Source organism: Cellulomonas sp. Root137, assembly GCF_001426725.1.
GTDB lineage: Bacteria > Actinomycetota > Actinomycetes > Actinomycetales > Cellulomonadaceae > Cellulomonas.
Genome location: NZ_LMFG01000005.1, coordinates 186455 through 202681, shown reverse-complemented (window position 1 = coordinate 202681; position 16227 = coordinate 186455). Strand labels below are relative to the sequence as shown.

11 protein-coding genes and 1 rRNA gene are annotated in these 16227 nt (G+C 71.2%); 3 read left to right on the top strand and 9 right to left on the bottom strand.

Features of this window, described 5'->3' with window-relative positions; genetic code table 11:
* Positions 1-89, top strand: a 5S ribosomal RNA gene (rrf, locus tag ASD18_RS20545); the annotation flags it as partial.
* A gap of 99 nt (positions 90-188) precedes the next feature.
* Here the strand turns inward: rrf and ASD18_RS20540 are convergent.
* The 4 genes from ASD18_RS20540 to ASD18_RS20525 all read right to left on the bottom strand — a co-directional run bounded on the left by ASD18_RS20540 (position 189) and on the right by ASD18_RS20525 (position 6343).
* Positions 189-626: an AAA family ATPase gene (locus ASD18_RS20540; protein WP_056097043.1), complete on the bottom strand. Its 438-nt coding sequence runs from the start codon at positions 624-626 to the stop codon at positions 189-191.
* Between the two features lie 73 nt (positions 627-699).
* Entirely contained in the window at positions 700-2880 is a 2181-nt protein-coding gene (glgB, locus tag ASD18_RS20535) for a 1,4-alpha-glucan branching protein GlgB (RefSeq protein WP_056097039.1), read from the bottom strand.
* Positions 2881-2940: 60 nt separating this feature from the next.
* A complete protein-coding gene (locus ASD18_RS20530) occupies positions 2941-3795 on the bottom strand; it encodes a LacI family DNA-binding transcriptional regulator (protein ID WP_056097036.1) in 855 nt (284 codons plus the stop codon).
* A 31-nt stretch (positions 3796-3826) separates the two neighbouring features.
* On the bottom strand, positions 3827-6343 hold the full coding sequence (locus ASD18_RS20525) for a glycoside hydrolase family 2 protein (protein ID WP_056097033.1): 2517 nt from the start codon (positions 6341-6343) through the stop codon (positions 3827-3829).
* Positions 6344-6537: 194 nt separating this feature from the next.
* Here ASD18_RS20525 and ASD18_RS20520 point away from each other — a divergent pair, with 194 nt between their 5' ends.
* Positions 6538-8685, top strand: a complete 2148-nt coding sequence (locus tag ASD18_RS20520) for an alpha-galactosidase (RefSeq protein WP_056097031.1) — start codon at positions 6538-6540, stop codon at positions 8683-8685.
* Positions 8686-8722: 37 nt separating this feature from the next.
* On the opposite strand, the gene ASD18_RS20515 is transcribed toward ASD18_RS20520, so the two are convergent.
* From ASD18_RS20515 to ASD18_RS20505, 3 genes are read right to left on the bottom strand one after another with little or no spacing between them, the layout of a single operon-like run.
* Positions 8723-9547 carry a carbohydrate ABC transporter permease gene (locus tag ASD18_RS20515; RefSeq protein ID WP_056097027.1) on the bottom strand — a complete coding sequence of 275 codons (825 nt, stop codon included), beginning with the start codon at positions 9545-9547 and terminating at the stop codon, positions 8723-8725.
* The gene (locus ASD18_RS20510; RefSeq protein ID WP_056097025.1) at positions 9544-10518 is read right to left on the bottom strand and encodes a carbohydrate ABC transporter permease; all 975 of its coding nucleotides are present in this window, start codon (positions 10516-10518) and stop codon (positions 9544-9546) included. Before ASD18_RS20510 ends, ASD18_RS20515 begins: the two co-directional genes overlap by 4 nt.
* 10 nt (positions 10519-10528) lie before the next feature.
* Positions 10529-11854 carry an ABC transporter substrate-binding protein gene (locus ASD18_RS20505; RefSeq protein ID WP_056097022.1) on the bottom strand — a complete coding sequence of 442 codons (1326 nt, stop codon included), beginning with the start codon at positions 11852-11854 and terminating at the stop codon, positions 10529-10531.
* A 205-nt stretch (positions 11855-12059) separates the two neighbouring features.
* Here ASD18_RS20505 and ASD18_RS20500 point away from each other — a divergent pair, with 205 nt between their 5' ends.
* Positions 12060-13298, top strand: coding sequence for an ROK family transcriptional regulator (locus ASD18_RS20500; protein WP_056097019.1), 1239 nt, complete (start codon positions 12060-12062; stop codon positions 13296-13298).
* Here ASD18_RS20500 and ASD18_RS20495 read toward each other — a convergent pair whose 3' ends face one another.
* Together ASD18_RS20495 and treS are read right to left on the bottom strand one after the other, a co-directional pair.
* A complete protein-coding gene (locus tag ASD18_RS20495) occupies positions 13299-14549 on the bottom strand; it encodes a phosphotransferase (protein WP_056097016.1) in 1251 nt (416 codons plus the stop codon).
* Positions 14546-16222: a maltose alpha-D-glucosyltransferase gene (gene treS, locus ASD18_RS20490; RefSeq protein ID WP_082574355.1), complete on the bottom strand. Its 1677-nt coding sequence runs from the start codon at positions 16220-16222 to the stop codon at positions 14546-14548. Before treS ends, ASD18_RS20495 begins: the two co-directional genes overlap by 4 nt.
* Positions 16223-16227 lie beyond the last annotated feature (5 nt).

Sequence of the window (16227 nt, the reverse complement as noted above, 5' to 3'; positions counted from 1 at the left end):
CCGGTCCCATTCCGAACCCGGAAGCTAAGCCCTTCAGCGCCGATGGTACTGCACTCGCCAGGGTGTGGGAGAGTAGGACGCCGCCGGACATCATTCAGAAAGAGCCATCCCTTCGGGGGTGGCTCTTTCTGTTTCCCGGACAGTTGGGTGCGGGGTCTCGGGCTGTCCCCGGAGTGCGTCGATGCAGGTCAGAGGAGTGCCTCGACTGTGTCGGCGAGCGCCTCGACCGACAGCCGGCCGTCGAGGACCAGCGTGGCTCCGCGCCGCAACAATGGTTCGACGGTGGTGACGTATTCAGTGATCTGCGCGCGTTCGGCTGCATTTCTTCCGTAGGGGTTGGTCGTCCGCGTGGCGACGCGGGCGAGCAGGACGTCGAGCGGTGCAGTGAGCAGGACGACGTGCTCGAAGCGGTCGTAGAAGCGGCCCTGGTTCTCGACGGTGCCGGAGATCACGACGTCGCGGTGTGCGGCGAGCAGCTGCGCCATCCGCGGTTCGTCCCACGTGCCGTCGGGCAGCTGCCAACCGTCGTGGTCGGTGTCCACGGTCCGGTGTCCCCGCGTGCCCAGTGCCGCGAGCAGGGTGGACTTCCCCGCGCCGGACATGCCCGTCACCAGTACTCGCGACATGAGCCCGACCGTAGACGAGAAGGAGCCCGCACCGACTGGTGCGGGCTCCTGTGTTCTCGAGGCAGGGTCGAGGTCAGCCGGCCTCGAAGACGACGACGCCCAGCGGGGGGACGCGGATCGAGGCGGAGTAGGGCCGACCGTAGTGCGGCTCGGGCAGGGCCTCGATCTCGCCCAGGTTGCCGACACCGGATCCGCCGTAGGCCTCGGAGTCGGAGTTGAAGATCTCGCGCCACCGGCCACCGCGGGGCAGTGCCAGGCGGTACCCCTCGTGCGGGATGCCGGCGAAGTTGATCACCACGGCGACCGGCGGGGAGTCGTACCCCTTGCGCAGGTAGGCGAGGGTGTTGCGGAACGCGTCGTCGGAGTCGATCCACTCGAAGCCGTCGGGCGTGTGGTCGAGCTGCCAGAGCGCCGGCGTCTCCTTGTAGACCCGGTTGAGGTCGGCGACGGAGCGCAGGACGCCCTGGTGGGCGGGGTCGTCGAGCGCGTGCCAGTCGAGGGAGCGCGACTCGGCCCACTCGGTCTGCTGTGCGAACTCGGAGCCCATGAAGAGCAGCTGCTTGCCGGGGTGGGTCCACTGATAGCCGAGCAGCAGGCGGACGCCGGCGAGCTTCTGCCAGTGGTCGCCGGGCATCCGCTCGTACAGGGAGCCCTTGCCGTGCACGACCTCGTCGTGGCTGATGGGGAGCACGAAGCGCTCGGAGTAGGCGTAGACCATCGAGAAGGTGATCTCGTTGTGGTGGTAGCGCCGGTGGACGGGTTCCTCGGCCAGGTAGCGGAGGGTGTCGTTCATCCAGCCCATGTTCCACTTCAGGCCGAACCCGAGGCCGTTGCCGTCGGTGGGTGCGGTGACGCCGGGCCACGCGGTCGACTCCTCGGCGATCATCATGATCCCCGGGGTGCGCCGGTAGGCGGTGGCGTTGGCCTCCTGGAGGAACGAGATGGCGTCGAGGTTCTCGCGGCCGCCGTACTGGTTGGGCCGCCACTGCCCGGGCTTGCGGGAGTAGTCGAGGTAGAGCATCGAGGCGACGGCGTCGACCCGCAGGCCGTCGACGTGGAACTCCTCGAGCCAGTAGGTGGCGTTGGCGACGAGGAAGTTGCGCACCTCGGAACGGCCGAAGTTGAAGACGTACGTGCCCCAGTCGGGGTGCTCGCCCAGCAGCGGGTCCGGGTGCTCGTACAGCGGGGTGCCGTCGAACTGCGCGAGCGACCACTCGTCCTTGGGGAAGTGCGCGGGGACCCAGTCGACGATGACCCCGACCCCCGCGCGGTGCAGGGTGTCGACGAGGTAGCGGAAGTCGTCGGGGTGGCCGAACCGGGAGGTCGGCGCGAAGTACGACGAGACCTGGTAGCCCCAGGAGCCACCGAAGGGGTGCTCGGCGACGGGCAGGAGCTCCACGTGCGTGAAGCCGAGGGAGACGACGTGCTCGGTCAGCTGCACGGCCAGGTCGCGGTACGACAGCCCGACGCGCCACGAGCCGAGGTGGACCTCGTAGACGCTCATGGGCGCGGTGTGCGGGTCGCGGGAGCTGCGGGCGGTCAGCCACTCGGAGTCGGACCACTCGTAGTGGGACTCGATGACGACCGAGGCGGTCGCGGGCGGGATCTCCGTGCCCTGCGCCAGCGGGTCGGCCTTCTGGCGCCAGGACCCGTCGTTGCCGAGGACCTCGAACTTGTACCGCGCACCGGCGCCGACCCCGGGGGCGAAGACCTCCCAGACGCCGCTGTCGCCGAGCGAGCGCATGGCGTGCGACGCGCCCTGCCAGTAGTTGAAGTCACCGACCACGCGGACGGCGCGGGCGTTCGGGGCCCAGACGGCGAAGGACGTGCCCGTCACGTCCCCGAGCTCGCCCGGGTAGCTGCGCGTGTTGGCCCCGAGGACGGTCCACAGCTGCTCGTGCCGGCCCTCGCGCACCAGGTGACGGTCCAGCTCCTGCACCGTCGGCAGGAAGCGGTAGGGGTCGTCGACGACGGAGGCGTGCCCGTCGTAGGTGACCTCGAGCCGGTAGTCCGGGACGTCCGCGCCGGGGAGCACCGCCACCCAGATGCCGTCCTGCTCGTGCCGAGCGGCGACGCGTGACGTCGACGTCGTGACGACGACCGACTCGGCCAGCGGGCGCAGGGTGCGGATGGTGACGCCGCCCCCGCCGACGTGCGGGCCGAGGACGTCGTGCGGTGAGTAGTAGGCCCCATGGGCGACGGTACGAAGGGTGTCGACGTCGACGGGGACCGGGGACGGTGCGGCCGGGCTCATGCCCCTACCCAACCACCCGCGGGGTGCGAGCGCAGGACGGTCCTCCGGGTGACCTGCGTCTCAGGCGTCGTCGCGAGGCGCTGTGGTCGTCGTGCCGCGTGCCACGAGCCGCGGAAGTGGGGCCGTGTACGAGCGGACGGTGCCGGAGGCGAGCAGGTTGAGGACGCAGTCGGCCACCTGGACGCCCATCGCGTGCACGTCGAGGCTCATGGCCGACAGGGCGGGGTGGGAGAGCCGGCAGAGGGCCGAGTCGTCCCAGGCGAGCAGGGAGAGCCGTTCGGGCACGGCGATGTCCATCTCGTGCGCGACGCCGAGGCCCGCGACGGCCATGACGTCGTTGTCGTAGATGATCGCGGACGGCGGGGTGCCGCGGCCGAGCAGGACGCGGGTGGCCCGGGTGCCGGACTCCTCGCCGTAGTCGCCCTCGACGACCACGCCGTGCGCCCCGAGGCGGGCGCACTCGCCCATGAACGCGTCGGTGCGGGCCTGGGTGTGGGCGAGGTGGCGCGGGCCGCTGACCCGGGCCAGGCGCCGGTGGCCGAGACCGACGAGGTGGGTGACCGCGGTCCGCATCGCCTGGGCGTTGTCGATCCACACGTTGGCGAACGGCAGGTCGGGACGCGGTCCGCCGACGACGACGGTGGGGATGCCGAGCTCCTGCAGGACGTCGAGCCGGGCGTCCTCGAGCGCCACGTTGACCACGACGACGCCGTCGACCAGCTTGCCCTCGCCCCAGCGTCGGTAGGTGCGGATCTCGGCGTCGTGGTCGGGCACGACGTGCAGGAGCAGCGACCGGCCCTCGACCGCGAGGGACTCCTCGATGCCACCGATGAGCTCCATGAAGAAGGGCTCGAAGCCGAGCATCCGGGCGGGTCGAGCCAGGACCAGGCCCACCGCGTCGAGACCATTCGCCATGGTCGCGAGCGTACCTGCGGTGGGCGTCCGGTCAGGCCGGCGACTGGGTGAGGTCACGTGCACCGAGCCGGGGCACCACCACGTCGTTCGCCGACCGGAGCACCGGTGCCCGGGTGAGGTCGGCCGAGTCGAACGCGCCGCGGGTGCGGACGTGGAACGACGCGGTGGTCCCGGCGGGGATGTCGACGAGGGCGGTGTCGACGATCGCGTCGGGGTCGACGCGATCGACGAGCAGCGTGACGTCCCGGGCGAACGAGGTCGCCGTGACGTCCACGCGGTAGCCGTCCTGCACCGGCGTCACCGACGCGCGCAGCGGGGCCGGGTCCAGGTCCAGGTCGACGTCCTCGACCCACGTGTGGACCGTCTGCAGCGTGCCGAGCCGCACGACGAGCACCTCCTGCGCCGGGTCGTCGGGCGTCGCGACCGTGGTCGGCAGGGCGAAGTGCCCGACGGACCACGCCCCGACGGCCAGCGTGAGGTCCTCCTCCGCGAGCACCGTGCCGTCGAGCCGCTGGCGGGAGAGCCGGACGGTGCCCTGCCAGATGACGGGGGTCTCGTTGACCACCGCGAGGACCTCGCGACCGTCGCGGGGCTGCACGGTGAGCAGGCGGGTGGCGTACGCCGTGCGCAGGGCGTACCAGAGGGGCTTGCGGCGCTCGTCGCCGTCGATCGCCGACCACGAGGTCACCGGCCAGCAGTCGTTGAGCTGCCAGACGATCGCGCCCGCCGTGCGGGGCCACCAGGAGCGGTAGTGCTCGACGGCGAACTGCACGGCACGCGCCTGGTTGAGCTGGGCGGCCCAGTGCCAGTCGGCGAAGTCGTCGGGCACGCCCAGGTGCGGCTCCATGCCGCGGTCGAGCTTGCCGTTGCCGTCCTCGGCCTTCTGGTGCAGGAGGAACGCGGGGTCGTCCTTGGTGAGCGGGCCGCCGTCGACCGCATGCACCGCGCGGGTGAGGGTGGCCCAGGTGGGCGGTCCCTGGAACCCGAACTCCGAGCAGAAGCGCGGGACCTCGTCGCCGTAGACGCGGTAGTCGACGCGGTTCCACACCTCCCACTGGTGGTGGGTGCCGTGGTCGGGGTCGTTGGGGTGCACCTCGGTCAGGGCCGAGCCGGGGGAGTAGGGGCTGCCGTCCGCGTAGGGCCGCGTCGGGTCGAGCTCGGCGACGACGCCCTTGAGCAGCTCGGTGGCGTACCGGAAGCCCCAGGTGCGGCCCTGCAGCTCCTCCTGCCAGCCCCAGTCCAGGAAGCCCCACAGGTTCTCGTTGCCCCCGTTCCAGAGCACCAGGGACGGGTGCGGGGTGAGGCGGGCGACGTGCTCGCGCGCCTCGGCCTCGAGCTCGTCCCAGAGCGGCTGCTCCTCCGGGTAGGCCGCGCAGGCGAGCAGGAAGTCCTGCCAGACGAGCAGCCCGCGCTCGTCGCAGAGCTCGTAGAAGTCCTCCGACTCGTAGATCCCGCCGCCCCAGATGCGCACGAGGTTGAGGTTGGCGTCGACGGCCTGGTCGAGCCGGTGGGCGAGGCGTTCGCGCGTGATCCGGGTGAGCAGGTGGTCGTCCGGGATCCAGTTGGCGCCCTTGACGAAGATCGGGCGGCCGTTGATCCGGAACGTGAAGGCGGTGCCGTCCTCGTCGGCGCTGGTGTCCAGCTCGACCGTGCGGAACCCGATGCGCCGGCTCCACGTGTCCAGCGGCTCCTCGGCGTCGGGCTTCGCCAGCGCGACGACGAGCTCCGCCAGCGGCTGGGCACCGTGACCGACGGGCCACCACAGGGGCGCGTGCGGCACCTCGAGGCTCACGACGGCGGTGGTCTGGTCGCCCGGCACGGTGACGGTCACGTCCGCGCCGGAGACGTGAGCGCGAACGGTGAGCGGTCCGTCGCCTCCGGGCAGGCCGGAGCGCTCCACGTCGACGTGCACCTCGACGTGGCCCGTGCCCGTCGCGTCCACCGTGACGAGCGGGCGGACTGCGGCCAGGCGTGCCACCGTCCAGCGCTCGACGCGGACGGGTCGCCACAGCCCGGCGGTCTGCAGGTCCGGTCCCCAGTCCCAGCCGAACGAGCACGCCATCTTGCGGACCATGTTGAACGGCTGCTCGTACGCCAGCGGGCGCGGGCCGAGCCGCGCGGCCTCGGCCTCCGCGTGCACGAGGGCGGAGCCGAGCAGCACGCGCAGGCGCTGCGCGGTGGGCCGCAGGAGGCCGCGCAGGTCGAACCGGTAGGAGCGGTGCTGGTTGGCCGTGCGACCGAGCTCGTGGTCGTCGAACGTCAGCGCGGCGACCGTGTCGATGCCGTCGAACACCAGGTCGACGCGCTCGTCGGCGGCCGCGGGGGCGAGATCGAGGTCGCGCTCGTACGCCCAGTCCGTGCGGCGCATCCAGGCGAGGTCCTCCTCGTGGCGGTCCAGGTACGGGTCGGGGATGAGCCCCGCCTCGAGCAGCGCCGTGTGGCTGGTGCCGGGGACGCGCGCGCGCACGCGGCGTCCGACGAGCTCCGCCGGGACGGGGCCGGCGACGGCGGTCAGCGTCCAGCCGTCGTACAGGTCCTGGGTGTGCATGGTCGAGCTCCTGGGGTCCGGGGGTCCGGCGCGTGTCCGCCGCATCCTCGCGACGCACGTCGTCGGCACCCTCAGGAGGGGCCGATCGTCTGGCAAGTACCCTGGAGTCATTCTTAGACAACTGAATAAAGTAAGTCAATGACGCGCGCACGTAGCGTGGAGCCCGACCCTCGCACCGACCTGGAGACACGCTCGTGACCGACGACACCGCGCGCCCTTTGCCCGCCGACCTGATCCACCTGCGCGCCTCCGGCGTGAGCGTGGTGGTGGACCTGACCGGCGGCACGCTGCCGCGCGTCCTGCACTGGGGGAGCGACCTCGGCGACCTCGACGCGGCCGGCCTCGACTCGGCGCGCAGCGCCTGGCGGCCGGTTCCGCACGGCTTCCCCGTCGACGGCGAGGTGGAGATCGCGGTGCTGCCGCAGGAGTCGGCCGGCTTCCTCGGCACGCCCGGCCTCGTCGGGAGCCGGGCGGGGCAGGACTTCTCGACGCAGTTCGCGGTCCGCACCCACGACGTCGCGACGACGGACGACGGGACGCAGCGACTCACCGTGCACGCGGTCGACGACGCGGCCCGGCTGGCGCTCACGCTCGTGCTCGAGCTGACCGCGCAGGGCCTGGCCCGGCAGCAGGCGGTGCTGACCAACGAGGCGGACGACGTCTACGGGCTCGACGGGCTCCTCCTGACGCTCCCCGTGCCCGCCGTGGCGACCGAGCTGCTCGACTTCTCCGGGCGGTGGGCACGCGAGCGCAGCCCGCAGCGGACCGCCTTCACGCACGGGACCCGGCTGCGCGAGAACCGCCGCGGGCGCACCGGGTACGACTCCGCGTTCGTGCTGGTGGCCGGCACCCCCGGCTTCGCGAACCGCACCGGTGAGGTCTGGGGCCTGCACACGGCGTGGTCCGGCAACCACCGGTCGTTGGCCGAGCGCAGCCACTACCACTCGGGCCTGCTCGGCGGCGGTGAGCTGCTCGGATCCGGCGAGATCCGGCTGGGCCGCGGGGAGTCGTACAGCAGCCCGTGGGTGTACGGGTCGTGGGGGGTCGGGCTCGACGCGCTCGCCGAACGGTTCCACGCCTGGATGCGGGCGCGCCCGCAGCACCCGGCCACGCCCCGGCCGGTCACGCTCAACACGTGGGAGGCCGTCTACTTCCAGCACGACCTCGGCCGGCTGACCGCGCTCGCGGACGCCGCGGCCGCTGTCGGTGCCGAGCGGTTCGTGCTCGACGACGGCTGGTTCGGTGACCGTCGCGACGACACCCGCGCTCTGGGGGACTGGTACGTGTCCGCGGACGTGTGGCCCGACGGGCTGCACCCCCTGGTCCAGCACGTCACCGGGCTCGGCCTGCAGTTCGGCCTGTGGGTGGAGCCGGAGATGGTGAACGCCGACTCCGACCTCGCCCGCGCGCACCCCGACTGGATGCTGCAGGTGCCCTCGCGGCTGCCCCGGGAGGCGAGGCACCAGCAGGTGCTCGACCTGGCCGTCCCCGAGGCCTACGCGTACATCCTCGAGCGCCTGGACGCCCTGCTCACCGAGTACCCCATCGGCTACCTGAAGTGGGACCACAACCGGGACCTGGTCGACGCCGGCCACCGGGGAGCCCCCGGCGTCCACGGCCAGACGCTCGCGGTCTACCGGCTGCTCGACGAGCTGCGGGCGCTGCACCCCGGCGTCGAGATCGAGTCCTGCTCGTCCGGCGGCGCGCGGGTGGACCTCGAGATCCTGCAGCGGACCGACCGGGTGTGGGCCAGCGACTGCATCGACGCCCTCGAGCGCCAGCAGATCCAGCGCTGGACCAACCTGCTGATCCCGCTCGAGCTCATCGGCGCGCACATCGGGTCCGGCCACGCCCACAGCACCGGACGCCGGCACGAGCTGCCGTTCCGGGCGGCGACCGCGCTGTTCGGGCACCTGGGGATCGAGTGGGACCTGCAGGAGGCCGACGACGCGGAGCGGGCCGACCTCGCCGCGTGGATCGGGCTCTACAAGGAGGTCCGGCCGCTGCTGCACACCGGGACGGCCGTGCACGCGGACGTCGTCGACCCGGGGCTCGCGGTGCACGGCGTCGTGGCGCAGGACCGCGCGGACGCGCTGTTCGCGATCGCGATGACCGGCCGGTCGACGAACACCGCCCTCGCGCGCGTCACGCTCCCCGGCCTCGACCCCGACGCCCTCTACGACGTGCGCCCGCAGGCGCCGGGCGACGCGGTCGACCACGCGCCCGCGTGGTGGACCGCGCAGGGCGTGCGGCTGCCGGGCCGCCTGCTGTCGGACGTGGGCCTCGAGGCGCCGCTGCAGCTGCCGGAGCACGTCGCTCTGGTGCGGGCCACGCGGGTGTGAGACGGGGATGGGGCAGCCGGACCGGCTGCCCCATCCGTCACTTCGTCGCGCCCGAGGTGAACCCGTTGTAGATGTACCGCTGCAGGAACAGGAAGAGCACGAGGATCGGGATGATCGTGATGACCACGCCCGCCGAGATGACCTCCCACTGCGAGCCGTACGGGCCCTTGAAGTCGAACAGCGTGGTGGAGATCGGCCGCAGCTCCTTCGAGGGCAGGTAGAGGAACGGCAGGTAGAACTCGTTGTAGATCCCGATGCCCTTGATGATGACGACCGTCGCGATGGCCGGCTTCAGGTTGGGCAGGATGATCTGGAAGAAGATCCGCAGGTGCCCGGCGCCCTCGATCATCGCCGCCTCGTCCAGCGACTTCGGGATCGCCCGGATGAACTGCAGGAAGATGTAGATCGAGATGATGTCGGTGCCCATGAACAGCAGGATCAGCGCGAAGCGGGAGTCGTAGAGACCCAGCCCGTTGATGATCTGGAAGGTCGCCACCTGCGTCGTGACGCCCGGGACGAGCGTCGCGAGCAGGAACAGCCCGAGCACCGCGGAGCGTCCGGCGAAGCGGAACCGGTCGAGCGCGTAGGCGGTGGCCGCACCGATCAGGATCGTGCCGACGATCGCGGCGGCGAAGATGAAGACGGTGTTGCCGAAGGCCGCGAGCATGTTGCCGCGGGTGAACGCCGTGACGTAGTTCTCGACGTTGCCCCAGCTGGCCGGCGGGGTCATCGGTCCCGTCGCGAGGAACTCCTGACCGGTCTTGAACGACCCGAACAGGATGAGGCCGAGGGGCAGCAGCATGGCGATCGAGGCGAGGACGAGCGACACGTACTTCGCGGTGCTGGTGGCTGCGCGGATCATGTGAGGTCCACCTCCTCGTCGGGGATCACTCTGCGCTGGATCCAGGTCACGATCAGCACGATGAGCAGGAGCACGACGGCCATGGCCGAGGCCAGGCCGACCAGGTTGCGGTTGAACGCCATCCAGACCGTCCGGATGACGAACGTCTCCGTGCCGTTGGCGCCACCCGTCATGACGAACGGGACCTCGAACACCGAGAGCGAGCCCGAGATCGCGAGGATCAGCGACAGGCCGATGATCGGGCGGATCGACGGCAGGATGATGTACCGGAACTGGTGCCAGCGGTTGGCGCCGTCGAGGTCCGACGCCTCGTAGATCTCGGAGTTGATCGACTGGATCGCGCCGAGGAACATCACGAAGTTGAGACCCATGTAGCGCCACACGGACACCCCGGCGAGGGAGAAGTTCGCGACGTCGGGGTCGCCGGTCCACTGCTGGATCAGGCTCTCGAGCCCCGCCGTCATGAGGACCGTGTCGAGTCCACCACCCGGCTTGAGGAAGTTGAGGAAGATCAGGCCGATCGCGACGCCGTTGATCAGGTACGGGAAGAACAGGATGCCCTTCCACAGGTTCTTGAACCTGATCTTGAACGACAGGATCGTCGCGAAGTACAGGGCGAGAGCCATCTGCACGAACGAGGCCACGAAGTAGTAGAGCGAGACGTAGAAGACGCGGACGTTGTCCGGGTCGGTGAACACCTCGACGTAGTTGTCGAAGCCCACGATGTTCTTGGTCTTGTCGAGTCCGTCCCAGTCCGTGGCCGAGTACCAGAACATGTTGATGACGGGGACGAACGTCAGGAGAAGCAGGAGCCCGACAGGGATCAGCAGGAAGTAGTACGGCGTCAGCCGGCGATACCACGCGGTGCCGCGGCCCGCACCGCCCCGGGGCTTCCGGGGGGTGCGGGCCGCGTCGGACTTCTGCGCGGCCGCCGTCGTCGGGTCGGACAGACCCGAAGGAGCGGTCGTCATGGGAGCAGCCTCAGCTTGCCGACGCCCGACCCTCGGCCCACTGGGCGTTGAGGTCGTCGAAGATCTGCTGCTTGGTGCGGGCGCCGGAGCGGGCGTCGTCGATGTTCTTCTGGCGGAACTTCGGGTCCGTCGTGACGATGCCGGACGCGGTGTCGATGTCCGCGAACAGGGACTCCTTGCCCTCGGGCGCCGCGTTCAGCGTGATGAGCTCGACCTCCTCGACGAAGCCTTCGAGGGCCGCCGGGACGGCTCCGTCGATCATCGGGGACAGGCCGGCCTGCGACTCCGAGAACCCGGAATCCTTGTTGAACCAGTCGATCCACGCGCGCGCGGTCGCCTTGTTCTTCGAGTTCACGTTGATGCCGAGGTTGTAGTCACCGCCGGCGACGGAGTGGAACTTGCCGTCCACCTGGACCGGCGTGGGTGCGTAGGCGATGTCGTCGCCGCTCGCGCCGGCAGCCTCCGCGGCGGCCGCCATCTGCGGGATGGCCCACGAGCCGAGGACCATCGTCGCGACCTCGCCGGTGCCGAGCAGTCGCTTCGACTCCTCCCAGTTGGTCGTCGTCGGGTCGGCCTCCGTCAGGCCCTGGGCGACGGCGTCGTACACCAGGCCGTCGACCACGCCGTAGTCGCTGTCCTCGGTCCACGGGGTGTCCGACTCGACGATCTTGTTCTTCCAGTCGGGGTCGGCCGAGACCGCGCCGAGCCACCCGTCCCACTGCGAGAGCGGCCAGCCGTCCTTGTAGTTGGTGTAGAGCGGTGCGATCTCGACGCCGTTGTCCTTGATGGCCTGGAGAGCCTCGAGGAACGCCTCGGGGGTGTCGGGGAACTCGGTGACCCCGGCCGCCTCCCACACGCGCTTGTTGTAGACGTAGCCCTGGACGTTGCCCACCACGGGGATGCCGTACGACTTGCCCTCGAAGGACTTGTCGTTGATCCAGCGGTACTCCTTGCCCAGCTCCTCCTGGTCGCCCAGCGGCTCGAAGAAGTCGCCGAGCTGGTCGGGCGTGACCGAGCCGGGGATGGCGAGCACGTCGCCGTAGTTCTCCGTGTTCATGCGCGTCTTGACCTCCCCCTCGTAGTCGGTGAGGCCCTCGACCTTGACCTCGGTGACCTCGGGGTACGCGGCCTTGAACTCCTCGACATACGTGTCGAAGGTGCCGTCCTCCACGAGGTCGGTACGCCACGTGAGGACGGTGATCGCGCCCGAGGGGGTGCCGTCGTCGTTGCCCTCGTCGTCGCCGCTCCCGCCGCCGGAGCAGGCGGCCGTGAGGGCGAGGATCGAGGTGGCAGCCGCCATCGCCATGAGGCGTGTGCGTCGCTTCTGAGGGAACATCGTTGATCCTCTCGTCGTGCCGGCACCTCCGCGTGCCGACCGGGGTCTGATGAGGCAGAGCGGCCCGGGGGTCGAGCCGCTGTGCTCCGTGTGGCATTCTTAGGCAAGTGAACAAAGTAAGTCAACGGGCGTGTCGTGGGCATGGCCGTCCGTTCCCGGATCGTTATGGTGTGCGACGAGGGGGACACCCCACGGAGGAGGACGGGTGAGCGGCTCCCAGCCGGGTCTCGGCGCCGCGCACGCGAGCAGTCGGTCGGCGATCCTCGACCTCATCCGGGCCGCCGGCACGATCAGCCGCGTCGAGCTGACGCGCGCGACCGGGCTGACCGCGGCCACCATCTCCACCGTCGTCCGCCGGCTCATCGACGACGGCCTCGTGCTCGAGGTCGGCCGCGCCGAGTCCACCGGTGGCAAGCCCCGCATGCTCCTGCAGCTGGACCCGTCGGCGCGCTACGCCATCGGCGTCCACCTGGACCACGCCGGCATCACCTACGTCATCGCCAACCTCGGCGGCGCGATCGTCGCCCGCTGGCGCCGGCCGGGCGCAGGCTCGGACGACCCGCGCGAGGTGGTCGCCCGCATCGCCGCGGAGATCCGCACGACCGTCACGCGCGTCGGCGTCGACCCGGCACGCATCCTGGGGCTCGGCGTCGTCTCGCCCGGACCCATCTCCGCGTCGACCGGCATGACCCTCACCCCTCCGGTGATGCAGCGCTGGACCGAGTTCCCCCTGGGCGCCGCGCTCGAGGAGGCCATCGGCCTGCCCGTCTTGCTGGACAACGACGCCACCGCCGCGGCGATCGGCGAGTACTGGTCGGGCGGCATCTCGACCGGGTCGGCGTTCGCCGCGCTCTACATGGGCACCGGGATCGGCGCGGGGATCCTCGTCGACGGCACGGTGTACCGGGGCTCCAGCTCGAACGCCGGGGAGATCGGGCACATCTGCGTCGACCTCGACGGCCCGGAGTGCTGGTGCGGCAACCGCGGGTGCGTCGAGGCGCTGGCCGGCCCGGCCGCTGTGGTGGCCGCCGCCCGGGACGCGGGCCTCGAGCTCGCCGGCCGGAACGTCGCTGAGAACTTCGGCTCCCTCGCGCGTGCCGCGAGCCGCGGTGAGGTCCTCCCCATGGAGCTCCTGCAGCGGTCGGCGCGCTACCTCGGGGTCGCCGCGCAGACGCTCGCCAACGTCCTCGACCTCGAGCTCGTCATCCTCACCGGACCCGCGTTCGCGCTGGCCGGGTCGCTGTACCTGCCCGAGATCGAGCGTCGGCTGGGGCAGTCGTTCTTCGCCCGCGGCAGCCACCCGGTGCGGGTGGTGATCTCCTCGAACGCCCCCGAGGCCGCGGCCGTCGGAGCCGCTGCGCTGGTGCTGCAGAGCGAGCTGGCACCGCGGCAGGTGGGCGTCCGGATGCCGCTGGAGCTGCCGCTCGAGGTCACCGCGGGCTGATCAGCCTGCCAGCCGCTCCAGCCCGGCGATCGGGATGGGCAGCCACGACGGGCGGTTGCGGGACTCGTACACGGCCTCGTAGAGCGTCTTGTCCAGCTCCAGCGCGCGCAGGAGCGTCTGGTCCCCGCCGCCGTACCCGCGGAGCAGCCCGGCGCGGGAGTCGGCCGTCCAGCCCGCGGCGTCGCCGCCCGTGAGCCCGCCGACGGCGGCGGCGTAGTCGATCGAGCGCAGCAGCCCGGCGACGTCCCGCAGGGCGAGGTCGGGACGCGTGCGCTGGGCGAGGGGGGCGAGGGGCTCACCCTCGAAGTCCATGATGAACCACGCGTCGTGCGACCGGAGCACCTGCCCGAGGTGCAGGTCCCCGTGGACGCGCTGGCGCGGAGGTGCCGACGCGAGCGCGCGGACCTCGGCGACGACGGCCGAGACACCGTCGGCGAAGCGTGCCAGCACCGGCACGGCGGACAGTGCCCAGGAGTACCGGGCGGCCACCGCGCGGGCGACCTCCTCGGGGCCCTGGTCGGTGTCCTCGACGCCGTAGGCCGTCACGAGGGCGTCGTGCATGGTGGCGGTGATCGCGCCCAACTCGGAGGCCAGCGCGGCGAACGACTCGTTCCGGCCGGCATAGGCGCAGGCCAGCTCGAAGCCGTCCTCGGCCGCGTCGACGAACGCGGCGAGCACGCCGAGGTAGCCGGTCACCGGCTCGCCGTCGTGACCGGGCCACTCGGCCTGCAGCCACGCCAGAGGCGCGGGGACGTGCTCCCAGCCGACGTCGACCAGGTGGCGCGGGACGTCGACGTCGGGGTTCTCGCCCGGCGCGACCGCGCGCAGCACCTTGAGGATGCCCGGCCGGGCGCCCGGCAGGATCACCGAGGTGTTGGACTGCTCGCCGGAGACGACCCTGGCCGCGGACACGTCGACGTCGGCCCCCGGGCCGTCCGCGGCGGCGAGCCACGCGCGCAGGAACGCCGGGTGGTGGGCGCCGTCGAGGACGCTGCGGCCGTCCAGCGTGCCGAGCGCGTCCGGGGTCGGCTCGTCGGTGAGGACCAGCGGCACCTGCAGGACCGCGTCGATGGATCCCGCCCGGACGCGGACCAGCAGCACGGTCACGTCGGGGGCGAACGGGAGGGACGCCACCGCCGACAGCTCCGCCGCCTGCCCCTTGGCCGGGAACCAGCGGCGCGTGGGCAGCCAGTCGCGCAGCACGTCCAGCAGGCGCGCGTCGTCGGGGGAGGTCCGGGCGGTCAGGCTCACGGGGCGGTCAGCTCCAGCCAGTAGAAGTCGCGCGACCCGAGCGTGAACGACGCGGTGCCGTCGGGCCGGATCGAGGCGAACGGTGCCCCGCCGAACACGTCGTGCACCGACCAGCCGGCGCGGTCCTTCAGGGTCACCGTGGCCGCGCGCGCGGTCGACGCCATGTTGGCCACGACGAGGATCGTCTCGTCGGCGGTCCGCCGGCAGAACGCCAGCACGGAGTCGTTGTCGCAGGCCAGCACCTCGAAGTCGCCGGCCCCGAGCGCCGGGTGCTGACGCCGGACGGTGAGCATGCCGTGCACCCAGTGCAGCAGGGACGTCGGCTGCGCCAGCTGGGCCTCGACGTTGGTGTGGCTGAAGTGGTGCACCAGCGACTGGACCAGCGGGAGGTAGAGCTTGCCCGGGTCGGCGGTGGAGAACCCGGCGTTGCGGTCCGGCGTCCACTGCATCGGCGTGCGGACGGAGTCGCGGTCGGGCAGCCAGATGTTGTCGCCCATGCCGATCTCGTCGCCGTAGTACAGGCAGGGGCTGCCGGGCAGCGAGAGCAGCAGGGCGTGCGCGAGCTCGATCTCCTTGCGGGAGTTGTCCAGCAGCGGGGCCAGCCGGCGGCGGATCCCGACGTTGGCGCGCATCCGCGAGTCGGGCGCGAACCAGCCGTACATCGACGCGCGCTCCTCGGTGGAGACCATCTCGAGCGTGAGCTCGTCGTGGTTGCGCAGGAAGGTGCTCCACTGGGCGCCGTTGTTCGGGATGGGCGGGGTGTCGGCCAGGATGTCGATGATCTGCGTCGCCCGCTGGTCGCGGATCGAGTAGTAGATCCGGGGCATCACCGGGAAGTGGAAGCACATGTGGCACTCCGGCTCCTCCTCGGTGCCGAAGTAGTGCACGACGTCCTCGGGCCACTGGTTGGCCTCGGCCAGCATGATCCGGCCCGGGAACTCCTCGTCGATCATCCTGCGGACCTTGCGCAGGAACGCGTGGGTCTCGGGGAGGTTCTCGCAGTTGGTGCCCTCGGCCTCGAACAGGTACGGCACCGCGTCCAGGCGGAACCCGTCGACGCCGAGGCCCAGCCAGTACCGCCCGACGTCCATCATCGCCTCGACCACGCGCGGGTTCTCGAAGTTCAGGTCGGGCTGGTGGCCGAAGAACCGGTGCCAGAAGAACTGCCGCCGCACGGGGTCGAAGGTCCAGTTGGACGTCTCGGTGTCGACGAAGATGATGCGGGCGTCCGGGTACTTGGTGTTGTCGTCGCTCCACACGTAGAAGTCGCCGTAGGGACCCTCGGGGTCGGACCGGGACGCCTGGAACCACGGGTGCTGGTCGCTGGTGTGGTTCATCACGAGGTCGACGACGATCCGCATGCCGCGCGCGTGCACCTGCTCGATGAGCTCGGTGAAGTCGGCCATCGTGCCGTACTGCCCGGCGATCGCGGTGTAGTCGGCCACGTCGTAGCCACCGTCGCGCAGGGGGCTCGGGTAGAACGGCGGCAGCCACAGGCAGTCGATGCCGAGCCACTGCAGGTAGTCCAGCCGGTCGATGAGGCCGCGCAGGTCGCCGCTGCCCTGGCCGGACGAGTCGGAGAACGTGCGGAGCATGACCTCGTAGAACACCGCGGTCCGGTACCACTCGCGGTCCTCCGTGAGCCCGCCGGGGGACTCGACGGGGTGCGGCATCGCGG

Coding starts and splice junctions, on each gene's coding strand:
- ASD18_RS20540 (WP_056097043.1), bottom strand. CDS start 626: ATGTCGCGAGTACTGGTGACGGGCATGTCCGGCGCGGGGAAGTCCACC.
- glgB (WP_056097039.1), bottom strand. CDS start 2,880: ATGAGCCCGGCCGCACCGTCCCCGGTCCCCGTCGACGTCGACACCCTT.
- ASD18_RS20530 (WP_056097036.1), bottom strand. CDS start 3,795: ATGGCGAATGGTCTCGACGCGGTGGGCCTGGTCCTGGCTCGACCCGCC.
- ASD18_RS20525 (WP_056097033.1), bottom strand. CDS start 6,343: ATGCACACCCAGGACCTGTACGACGGCTGGACGCTGACCGCCGTCGCC.
- ASD18_RS20515 (WP_056097027.1), bottom strand. CDS start 9,547: ATGATCCGCGCAGCCACCAGCACCGCGAAGTACGTGTCGCTCGTCCTC.
- ASD18_RS20510 (WP_056097025.1), bottom strand. CDS start 10,518: ATGACGACCGCTCCTTCGGGTCTGTCCGACCCGACGACGGCGGCCGCG.
- ASD18_RS20505 (WP_056097022.1), bottom strand. CDS start 11,854: ATGTTCCCTCAGAAGCGACGCACACGCCTCATGGCGATGGCGGCTGCC.
- treS (WP_082574355.1), bottom strand. CDS start 16,222: ATGCCGCACCCCGTCGAGTCCCCCGGCGGGCTCACGGAGGACCGCGAG.